This window comes from Anaerophaga thermohalophila str. Valhall, assembly GCF_000250735.1.
GTDB classification, from domain to species: Bacteria; Bacteroidota; Bacteroidia; order Bacteroidales; family Marinilabiliaceae; genus Anaerophaga; species Anaerophaga thermohalophila_A.
In genome coordinates, this window is sequence record NZ_AHZV01000305.1 from 1 (window position 1) to 10858 (window position 10858).

At 40.5% G+C, this 10858-nt stretch carries 6 protein-coding genes and 1 tRNA gene; 3 read left to right on the top strand and 4 right to left on the bottom strand.

Features of this window, described 5'->3' with window-relative positions; all coding sequences use genetic code 11:
* Nucleotides 1-58: 58 nt before the first annotated feature.
* The 3 genes from OQ5_RS0115825 to OQ5_RS21350 all read right to left on the bottom strand — a co-directional run bounded on the left by OQ5_RS0115825 (nucleotide 59) and on the right by OQ5_RS21350 (nucleotide 4397).
* Complete coding sequence (locus OQ5_RS0115825; RefSeq protein WP_016778424.1) at nucleotides 59-1024, bottom strand: glycoside hydrolase family 43 protein; 966 nt, start codon at nucleotides 1022-1024, stop codon at nucleotides 59-61.
* 672 nt (nucleotides 1025-1696) lie between these two features.
* Complete coding sequence (locus OQ5_RS0115830) at nucleotides 1697-2839, bottom strand: endo-1,4-beta-xylanase (protein WP_016778425.1); 1143 nt, start codon at nucleotides 2837-2839, stop codon at nucleotides 1697-1699.
* A gap of 157 nt (nucleotides 2840-2996) precedes the next feature.
* Nucleotides 2997-4397, bottom strand: a complete 1401-nt coding sequence (locus OQ5_RS21350; RefSeq protein WP_016778426.1) for an MFS transporter — start codon at nucleotides 4395-4397, stop codon at nucleotides 2997-2999.
* Nucleotides 4398-5164: 767 nt separating this feature from the next.
* Here OQ5_RS21350 and gap point away from each other — a divergent pair.
* From gap to OQ5_RS0115850, 3 genes are all read left to right on the top strand, one after another.
* Nucleotides 5165-6178, top strand: coding sequence for a type I glyceraldehyde-3-phosphate dehydrogenase (gene gap, locus OQ5_RS0115840; protein WP_016778427.1), 1014 nt, complete (start codon nucleotides 5165-5167; stop codon nucleotides 6176-6178).
* A 302-nt stretch (nucleotides 6179-6480) separates the two neighbouring features.
* Nucleotides 6481-8745, top strand: coding sequence for an aconitate hydratase (locus tag OQ5_RS0115845; protein WP_016778428.1), 2265 nt, complete (start codon nucleotides 6481-6483; stop codon nucleotides 8743-8745).
* 134 nt (nucleotides 8746-8879) lie between these two features.
* Nucleotides 8880-9350 carry a Dps family protein gene (locus OQ5_RS0115850; protein ID WP_016778429.1) on the top strand — a complete coding sequence of 157 codons (471 nt, stop codon included), beginning with the start codon at nucleotides 8880-8882 and terminating at the stop codon, nucleotides 9348-9350.
* A 736-nt stretch (nucleotides 9351-10086) separates the two neighbouring features.
* On the opposite strand, the gene OQ5_RS0115860 is transcribed toward OQ5_RS0115850, so the two are convergent.
* A tRNA-Asn gene (locus OQ5_RS0115860) sits at nucleotides 10087-10160 on the bottom strand.
* Nucleotides 10161-10858: the final 698 nt, after the last annotated feature.

Consider the following 10858-nt stretch of genomic DNA (forward strand, 5'->3'; position numbering starts at 1 on the left):
AGGTTAACATAGATCGTGAAGTCCACTTCCAAAAGTTTCTTTTTGCCGATCTATGTAATTATTTATAATTGACCGTTATTGTTTCAATGGAACCATCCTCTCTGTAATTCAAATCGGCAAACCTGGTACTTCTCAGATGAGTTTTTCCCGAAATCTCCACATCGTGGAAAAACAAATACCATTTTCCTTTAAACTGCACAATGGAATGATGAGTAGTCCATCCTTTTACAGGATTAAGGATCACGCCTTTGTAAGTAAATGGACCGTAAGGATTATCCCCAATGGCATAGCACAGTTTATGAGTATCCCCTGTTGAGTAAGAAAAGTAGTATTTCCCGTTATATTTATGCATCCAGGACGCTTCAAAAAAGCGGCGTTCATTGTCACCTGCCTTCAATGGTTCCCCGTTTTCGTCGAGGATAATAACATCTTTGGGTTCCTCACCAAACTGAAGCATATCATCTCTCATAACCGCCACTTTGGCACATAAAGCAGGTTCATCATCGCCCGGTTGGCTGCCGCATTCAATAGCCTTATTATTCCGGTAACGCTGAAGCTGCCCGCCCCATATACCGCCAAAATACATATAATGCTTGCCGTCCTCATCTTCAAAAACACAAGGATCGATGGAGTAGCTGCCCAAAATCGGGAATGGCTCCGGTACAAAAGGCCCTTCCGGCTTGTCGCTAATTGCTACTCCGATTCTGAAAATGTCGGTTTTATCTTTTAATGGAAAGTAAAGATAATACTTCCCGTTCTTGTATGCTGCATCGCAGTCCCACAACTGACGACCGGCCCAGGGAATGTCTTTAACATGAAGTGCCACCCCGTGGTCCTTAGCTTCACTGTCGATGTCGTCCATGGAAAAAATGTGATAATCTTCCATAGCAAAATGCGATCCCAGATCATCCTCTGGAACTCCGGCATCAAAGTCGTGAGATGGGTAAATATAAAGTTTCCCGTTAAAAACATGAACTGCCGGATCCGCAATAAAAATGTCCTTTCTCAAATGATCTCTAACCATAACTCTGTCTTTTTTATATTCAAATTTTATTTAGTTTCTGTCCATAAAGTGCCATTTGCTGTGTTACACTCACCGTCAAAATACTCATTTACGAAAAGTAAACTCCGTTTTTGACGGCTTCGCAAGCCTTGCAACTGGCACTTTCTGAACAGACACACATACTGAAAAAATTTTTTGAAAGTTTATAGACACGCACTATTTAGTGTCTGTCCATAAAATTAACACTCCGTCAAACTTTTACAACAAACTGCAAATCAATTATTTATGCCTATTAGTGTTTGTTTATTAAAATACAGTATATCAATTATTATTATGAATCATCTTATATCTAACAAAACCACAAACCGCTCAAAACATGTTATTTATGCAATTTTGTCAGCTTTTGAAATATGTCAGTACCTCTAAGTCACTCCTATTGACTATTGACTAAAAACTATTGACTAAATTACTTATATCTAAAAATCTAACGATCTATTGTAGACGAGTACTATAAAATTAGTGTATCTCCCAATATTCTTTTAAACTTTTACAGATGCGTGGTAATTAGTTGTTCACACAATTAATGACACAAGCCACAACTCTCTTAATAATAAAAACTTTGCCCCACTGCGTCTCTGTGTTTTGGCTATTTTTAACTGACTATTATTGACAAGCACTAACTAAAAACGAACACTAATCCATTTCAGCAGCCATTTTCAGTATTTCATCCACACCTTCTTTCATCTGATAATTTCTGTCGAACAGCAAAGGATAGTCGGTTCGTCCTTCAATGGGCCAGTCATTTCTCCAGGATACTCCATCATGGACGCCCCAGAACGTAACTCTCGAAATATTCTCATGATGCCTGAGAAACATTTCAAAATACGCTGTATACCGATCCATCATTTCCCGGAAAACCGAGTCGGGAAGACTCTCTGAATAAGGATCATATTCCTTTGATAATTCATAATCCAGTGAAATATCAGCTGTTACTTCCTCCGACGGCCAGGGGAGAACAGTCATGTCCAACTCGGTAATCATAAGATCAAGACCAAGTGAAGAAAGCTTTTCGACGGATTCTTCCATCTCTGAAACTTCGGGAGCATCAATATTGACATGTCCCTGCAGCCCTATCCCGTCAATTTTTATTCCTTTCTCCATAAGGTCGCTAACCATATTGTAGATACCATCACATTTGGCACGGCCAGACACACCGTAATCATTGTAATAAAGTTCAGCTTCCGGATCTGCTTCGTGTGCAAATTTAAATGCGAGTTCAACAAATTCAGGTCCAATAATTTTGTACCACTTACTATCGCGCCACGAGCCATCGCCTTCAATGGCTTCGTTCACCACATCCCATCCATCCACACGTCCTTTGTAACGGGTTACAATGGTTTGTATATGGCTCTTCATCCGCTCAATAAGCACTTCGCGGGAAACATCATCCCCATTTTCATCAACAAATATCCAGGGAGCCGTTTGCGAATGCCATACCAGGGTATGACCTACAATATGCATGTCGTTAGCCTCTCCGAACTCGACGAAAGCATCGGCATCATCCCAGTAGTATGCATCCTCTTCGGGATGAATTCTTTCCATCTTCATGCAATTTTCTGCCACAACAGAATTAAAGTGTTTCTTTACCAAATCAATTGCTTTGGGCTCCTGTCCAGAAATCTGCCTGGTATTTAAGGCAACGCCCACAAGGAATTTTCCTTCAAATGCTTCCTTAAAAGTATATGATTCCTTTTTTTGGGAGTGGCTGCAACTGATCAGCAACAACAAAATAGCCAAAAGAGAGGTTCCGGTAATAATCTTTTTAATGTTATTCATAGTTGGTAATAAATTTCAACAGATGGTTAGATTTTTAGATATAAGATGTAAGATGATTGTTACAACCTTGATCTACTGCATTTTTACAGCCAAACCTCTTTGGGCTCAAACAATTGGTTTGCAGCGTATTGCAAAAGTTTAACGGAGTATTGAAATATTATTCTTCCTTATTTTCCTCTTTTCCCTTATTGCGCCGGGCCAGGAGATCCTGTTCAATCCGTACTTCCATCGATTTATTTATTTCGTAGAAGAACAAACTTACAACTCCCACCAGGAAAGTCAAAGCAGGGAATACACTCATCGTCAGCTTAATACCCTGGATGGCAATATCCGGCTGAACATCCAGTTGCTCATTGTAGCCGAAAAGTGCAAGCAATCCGGCAAGTATAGTACCTCCAAGACTCATTCCTACCTTCAACCCGAAAGCCATGGCTGAAAAAACAATTGCAGTAGCCCGCCTGTTATTTTTCCATTCCGAATAGTCGGCAACATCGGCAATCATAGCCCACAGCAGAGGAATGGTTAAACCGTATGAAAAACCATGAAAAATTTGAAGGAGATAAACCAACCCTATGGCATAAGGAGACAAAAACAAAAACAAAAACTGAGAAATCATTGCCCCTATCAGCCCGACCATGAAGACATCACGTTTTCCGTATTTATCAGCGAGCGATTTCGAGAGGGCAATTCCCACAAGCATCATTATGATACCAACCGCATTGAAAAGGCTGAAACCGGATGTAGGCGCATCATTGGGCCAGCGGAAACCAACAGCCCCCATATTCTCGAAGAACCTGTCAATGTTATTAATCAAACCGTTGAACCCAATATCGGTAAGAAAGGCAGAAAGATGGGCCTGACTCAGGTAGTTTTCGAAATAATAGACATAAACACCACTTTTTAGAGCAAGAGTTATGAAGATAAAAGTGGTAAGAATCAACATTATAATCCACGGCTTGTTTTTAACAAGGTCCTTAATATCCTGCTTCAGAGTAGTAGTTTGTTCCATGGACGGCACTATTCTTTCTTTGGTGGTAAAGAAAGTGATCAGGAAGAAAAGTACTCCGATTCCGGCAAAAATACCAATTACAATCTCAAAGCCTGCAGCGCGGTCGCCATCACCTAAAATAAATACCAAAGGAAGTAATATAACCTGAACAACAAACTGAGCAATCATTACTCCGGTGAAGCGAAAAGAAGAGATGCTGTTCCGATCCGCCATATTTCCTGTGATCACTCCGCTTAAAGCAGAATATGGTAAATTGTTGGCCGCATATACAATAACTAAAAGAATGTAGGTTATCATAGCATAGGCTATCTTACCCTCGGTACTAAAATCAGGTGTTGAAAAAGTAAGGATGGCGATAATACCAAAGGGTATGGCAGTCCATAATACCCAGGGACGGAATTTTCCCCAACGTGTTTTTGTGCGATCGGCAATGATTCCCATAAGGGGAGTAAAGAATGCCCCGACCATTCCCCCGGCAAAAATAATAGCTGAAGCTGACGATGGCGGAATTTTGTACACATCGGTGTAGAAAAAAGCCAAAAATGTCATCAAAGTCTGGAAAATAAGGTTGGCTGCAAGGTCACCAAGGCTATACCCGATTTTTTCCTTTTAAGCTTATTCTTTCTGTGTTACTCATGACTTTATTTTTTCTTACTTATTTAATAAACAGAATGATGATTTTTTAAAAAAATAATTCAGTCAATAGTTTTTATTCATTTGTTATTAATGTAAAAGTTTATTCTGACAGTATTTAGTGTCTGTCCATAAAGTACCATTTGCTGTGTTACGCTCACCGCCAAAATACTCATTTACGAGTAGTAAACTCCGTTTTTGGCGGCTTCGCAAGCCTTGCAACTGGTACTTTCTGAACAGACACATGACCAAAAACAACTTTTGCGTAATTTATAGACGGACACTATTTAGTTTTCAACCTCCTCAAAATTACAAAAAATTCAACTGTCATTTTCTGTTCTGTTTGTCAATATCAACTTTAGGTTCTTTTCATCTCATGAAACGTATCAATTTGACAAACAGATTTTAAAGCAAATAAAATCAAAATCTTTACATCTTTTGAATAAAAAATTTACTCCATTTAAACAAATATTTCCACCAAAAAGATTGTGTAAAGAGAACCGGGCTGATTTCGTCTTAAAAACAAAAAAGAAATTATTTCATCTCTTAAACCCCCCATGTTGTTATTAACGTTTATTTAAGAATTTCAGCATGTTATTTCTTGATGTTTTTGCTATGATTTCTTACTTTTGTACCGCGTAATCGAGAGGTATAATTAATATAATCACTAAAAAAGCGATAATATGTCAAAAATTAAGATTGGTATTAACGGTTTTGGCCGGATTGGGCGTCTGGTATTCCGTGCTGCTCAGAACTTCGACAATGTACAGGTTGTAGGAATCAACGATTTGATTGACGTTGACTACATGGCCTACATGCTCAAATACGACTCTACTCATGGTCGTTTTCAGGGTGATGTTGAAGTAAAAGACGGCAAACTCGTTGTTAACGGGAACGCCATCCGTGTCACTTCCGAAAAAAATCCCGCCGACCTGAAATGGAGCGAAGTAGGAGCTGAATACGTGGTTGAATCAACCGGAATTTTCCTGACCAAAGAAAAAGCACAGGGGCATATCGACGCTGGTGCAAAGAAAGTAATCATGTCAGCTCCGTCAAAGGATGACACCCCTATGTTTGTTATGGGTGTAAATCAGGACAAGTACAGTAAAGATATGAACTTTGTTTCAAATGCTTCATGTACAACCAACTGTCTGGCACCTATTGCCAAAGTTCTGAACGATAAATTCGGTATTGTTGAAGGACTGATGACCACCGTTCACGCTACTACTGCAACTCAAAAAACTGTTGATGGTCCCTCCATGAAAGACTGGCGCGGCGGGCGTGGAGCAGGACAAAACATTATCCCCTCATCTACAGGTGCTGCAAAAGCTGTAGGTAAAGTTATTCCCGAACTGAACGGCAAACTGACAGGTATGGCATTCCGTATTCCAACTCCGGATGTTTCGGTAGTTGACCTGACCTGCCGTTTGGAAAAAGGTGCTTCATACGAAGATATTTGCAAAGCTATGAAGGAAGCCTCTGAAGGCGAACTGAAAGGAATCCTCGGATATACTGAAGACGCCGTTGTTTCCAACGACTTTGTTGGTGACACCCGCACCTCCATTTTCGATGCAGGTGCCGGCATCGGACTGAACGATAACTTCGTGAAGGTAATCAGCTGGTACGATAATGAGATGGGATATTCAACAAAAGTTGTTGAATTGGTACAACACATGTACTCTGTGGACAATGCCTAATTACAAGTAAACGATTTCGTTATATCTATGAGCGCCTCCTTCTCTTTTGAAGGAGGCGTTTTTTTTGACGAAGCCCGACAATCCTCAACAAAAACAGGCACTGTTTGTTATCAATATGTGAAAGTTTCCATATTCCTTTAACATCTGTTTTGCTGCTTTACAATCCGGAAATAACAGATAACAGCAATGGGATATTAAAAGTCAGTCCTTTATCCCCGAAAATAAGAAAAATGGCAAGTTTTCACTAAATTTGTCAATTCGTAACAAAAGCATCTGATAAACTTACAAAAAAACACATAAATATGGCATTCGACATTGATATGATCAAAAGGGTATACGCCGGCATGGACGAAAAAGTCAAGGCTGCCAGGACACTACTGAAAAGACCGCTTACTTTGACAGAAAAAATACTCTACAGCCATCTGGCAGATGGTCTTCCAAAGCAACCCTTTGAACGGGGAAAATCGTATGTCAACTTTTCACCCGATCGCGTCGCCATGCAGGATGCTACAGCTCAGATGGCCCTTCTGCAATTCATGCAGGCAGGCAAAGATAAAGTGGCAGTTCCATCAACAGTCCATGCCGACCACCTGATTCAGGCAAAGGTTGGAGCCAGGGATGATCTGGAGAACGCCCAGGTAACCAACAAAGAGGTATATGATTTCCTTAGTTCGGTTTGCAATAAATACGGTCTGGGATTCTGGAAACCGGGAGCAGGTATCATCCACCAGGTAGTACTCGAAAATTACGCGTTCCCCGGCGGAATGATGATCGGCACCGACTCACACACTCCGAATGCCGGCGGGCTGGGAATGGTTGCCGTTGGTGTTGGTGGTGCCGATGCCGTGGATGTAATGGCCGGTATGCCCTGGGAAGTTAAATTTCCCAAACTTATCGGGGTTAAACTGACTGGAAAACTCAACGGATGGACAGCCCCGAAAGATATAATTCTCAAAGTAGCAGGGCTCTTAACCGTAAAGGGCGGAACGGGATACATTCTGGAATATTTCGGTGAAGGAGCCCGCTCTCTCTCTGCAACAGGAAAAGGTACTATCGGCAATATGGGAGCCGAAATAGGTGCTACCACTTCAACTTTTGGCTTCGATGAAGCTATGGTGCGTTACCTGCGGGCAACAAAGCGGGACGATGTGGCTGATGAAGCGCTCAAAATAAAGGAACACCTAATAGGAGACCCCGAAACCTATGCCGATCCGGAAAAATACTTTGACCAGGTCATAGAAATCAACCTCAATGAACTTGAACCGCATCTCAACGGTCCGTTCACCCCCGACCTGGCTACTCCTATTTCGAAAGTACGTGAGGAGGCAAAGAAAAACGGTTGGCCCACCAAAGTGGAGTTTGGACTTATCGGTTCATGTACCAACTCATCATACGAGGATATTTCAAGAGCTGCTTCTATTGCAAAACAGGCCGTCGAAAAGGGACTGAAGGCAAAGTCGGAATTTACCGTAACACCCGGTTCCGAGCAGGTACGATATACCATTGAAAGAGACGGATATATTGACCTTTTCGAAAAAATGGGCGGAAAGGTTTTTGCCAATGCCTGCGGACCATGTATCGGAATGTGGGCCCGTGAAGGCGCCGACAAACAGGAAAAAAATACCATTGTCCACTCTTTCAACCGCAATTTTGCCAAACGTGCAGACGGCAATCCCAACACACATGCTTTCGTAGCTTCGCCCGAACTGGTTACAGCCATTGCCATATCAGGTGAACTGGGATTCAATCCACTCACTGATACACTTACCAATGACAAAGGCGAAGAAGTTAAACTGAATCCCCCGACCGGATTCGAGTTGCCTCCAAAAGGATTCGACGTTAAAGACCCGGGTTATCAGGAACCGGCCAAAGACGGTTCGAAAGTAGAGGTTATTGTAAAACCCGACAGCAAACGTCTTCAACTTCTGAAACCTTTTGAGCCCTGGGATGGAAAAAACATTACAGGTGCCAAACTGCTCATTAAAGCCGAAGGAAAATGTACAACCGACCATATCTCGATGGCCGGGCCCTGGTTACGTTTTCGCGGACATCTTGACAACATTTCCGACAACATGCTAATTGGTGCAGTTAATGCATTCAACCATGAAACCAACAAGGTTAAAAACCAACTTACGGGTGAATACGGGAAAGTTCCCGACGTTCAAAGAGCATATAAAGCAAATGGGATTCCCACCGTAGTTGTTGGCGACCATAACTATGGAGAAGGTTCATCGCGTGAGCATGCAGCCATGGAACCACGCCACCTTGGTGTTAAAGTAGTACTGGTTAAGAGTTTTGCACGAATACACGAAACAAACCTGAAAAAACAAGGTATGCTGGCGCTTACATTTGAAAATGAAGACGACTATGACAAAATCCAGGAAGATGACACATTCAACTTCATCGACCTGGAGAAGTTTGCCCCGGACAGGCCAATTACTGTTGAAGTTGTTCATTCAGACGGTTCAAAAGATACCATCAAAGCGCTTCATACATACAACGATCAACAGATTGCCTGGTATAAGGCAGGTTCTGCACTCAATTTGATCGCGAGAAAAAACTCATAAAACAAACGGAAGGATAGTGTCTGATCATTTACAAAGATTATAGTCAATACCTATACGCCATAACCTATTTCAATTTGACCGGCATTAAAACATTCCGTAATTTTGTTCAAAACAAAAACAAAAAAGATAGAATTATGAAAAAAGTAAATGATTTACTCGGACTAAAAGACACCGGAGAAGTAAATGAAAAGCTGAATGACCTTTTGGCCAGCTTTCAGGTATATTATCAAAATCTCAGAGGTTTTCACTGGAACGTAAAAGGTAAAATGTTCTTCACCCTTCACAATAAATTTGAAGAACTTTATGATGATGCAGCAGAGAAAATCGACGAAGTTGCGGAGCGTATTCTTACGTTAGGAGGAACACCACTGCATACATTTGAGGATTACCTGAAAAAATCTAAAATCCCGGTTGTAAAAAATGAAAGTGATGGAATGAAATTGGTTGAGGCAACTCTGGATAATCTGAGCATTCTTATCAAAATTGAGAGAGAGCTTCTTGATGTATCCGAAAAGGCTGATGATGAAGGTACCAATGCTTTGGTAAGTGACTTTATTTCAGAGCAGGAAAAGACAGTTTGGATGCTGAATTCACTACTTGAATAAAAAATAAAGCACTCATTATTCATTGATGAGTCCAATCCTAAAAGTCTCTTTAGAAACAGACTCGGAAAAATAAAAAAACCTGCCAGGATATTTCTTCCCGGCAGGTTTTTTTCTATAGAAATCATCAATTTAACTGATTGATATATGGATTAGAAAAATCCTATAAATCCATTGATAATTGGTATTTAGAGACTGCTGAAAAAGTCAGCAGCAGCCTGTTACAAATTCATTTTCCATTGTTTTTTTGGCATTGCCCCAAAACGAAACCAAAAAGTCTGATTCGCTTAAACCTGTCCCCCCGCGAAAGCCAAAATTTCCAGCCATTGCGCAAGGCCATGAAACGAGAACATAGCTGTAATTTCTCAAACCAGCATAAAGACTTTCTATTGGAAATATTTGCGAGTTCAATACGACCTTAAAAAGAAATTTTTATCCGTATTAATGCCGCCCGTTTTGGCTTCCCGCCATCCGCCGGCCCGGAAAGCGGACAGGCCACAGCGCCTCTTAAATAGTTAAAATCGTTCGTTATTACGACATTCTTTTGAATAGTGATATGTTGACAATGAACATTTAAAGGTGCAAACATTTTTAAAGATTTGCATGAAGAACCTTGCACCTTAAATGGAACAATGCGATGCAAATAATTTATTATTAATTATTTAAGTGTTATTAAGCAACCCTGTCTATATAGAAATATTCCCAAAAAAAAAGCCGTCCGGTAATGAACAGCTTTTCGCTCCCCAGGTAGGACTTGAACCTACGACCTACGGATTAACAGTCCGCCGCTCTAACCAACTGAGCTACTGAGGAATAAATTTATTTATTTCAATTAATTTAATGACCCGTTTTTAGTTCCTCTAATGCTCGAAAATTAACTATTTGCAAAATAACAACATATCAATATAACAACTTACAAATAATAGAAACTTTGCACCTATTAGTATCCGTAGCTTTAGCGGATTAATCTTCTTTAAATCTTATATTTTAACGGATTATTTTCCTCCACATTTGGAAAAAACTGCTGAAAACTTGTTTTCATTTCAGGCTGCGCCCTGTTTTCAATTGCGATGCAAATATAGCTGCTTCGCTCAAACTATACAACAGTTGTGCAGAAAAATTTTCGCACATTTTTTTGTCCTGACAATAACTTTTTGGAACATACGAAATTACATAAAATCCTTGCTTCTATAATTAGCGCGTGTCTATAAACTCGCAAAAATTTTTACAATATGTGTGTCTGTTCAGAAAGTACCAGTTGCAAGGCTTGCGAAGTCGCCAAAACCGAAGTTTACTAATCGTAAATGAGGATTTTGGCGGCGAGCGTAACACAGCAAATGGTACTTTATGGACAGACACTTCTATGTTGTAATCCAAATTTTCAGCCCACTTTTTTTTCTAAAAACAATTATAGTTTCATTCTAAAATACTGTATTAGAGATTAGTAACTCTTTACCATCGGGTAATTATGAGCCAGAGGGAGCTCTTGGTTAAAAACTGTCGGGCTCAAT

Coding starts and splice junctions, on each gene's coding strand:
- OQ5_RS0115825 (WP_016778424.1), bottom strand. CDS start 1,024: ATGGTTAGAGATCATTTGAGAAAGGACATTTTTATTGCGGATCCGGCA.
- OQ5_RS0115830 (WP_016778425.1), bottom strand. CDS start 2,839: ATGAATAACATTAAAAAGATTATTACCGGAACCTCTCTTTTGGCTATT.
- OQ5_RS21350 (WP_016778426.1), bottom strand. CDS start 4,397: ATGACATTTTTGGCTTTTTTCTACACCGATGTGTACAAAATTCCGCCA.
- gap (WP_016778427.1), top strand. CDS start 5,165: ATGTCAAAAATTAAGATTGGTATTAACGGTTTTGGCCGGATTGGGCGT.
- OQ5_RS0115845 (WP_016778428.1), top strand. CDS start 6,481: ATGGCATTCGACATTGATATGATCAAAAGGGTATACGCCGGCATGGAC.
- OQ5_RS0115850 (WP_016778429.1), top strand. CDS start 8,880: ATGAAAAAAGTAAATGATTTACTCGGACTAAAAGACACCGGAGAAGTA.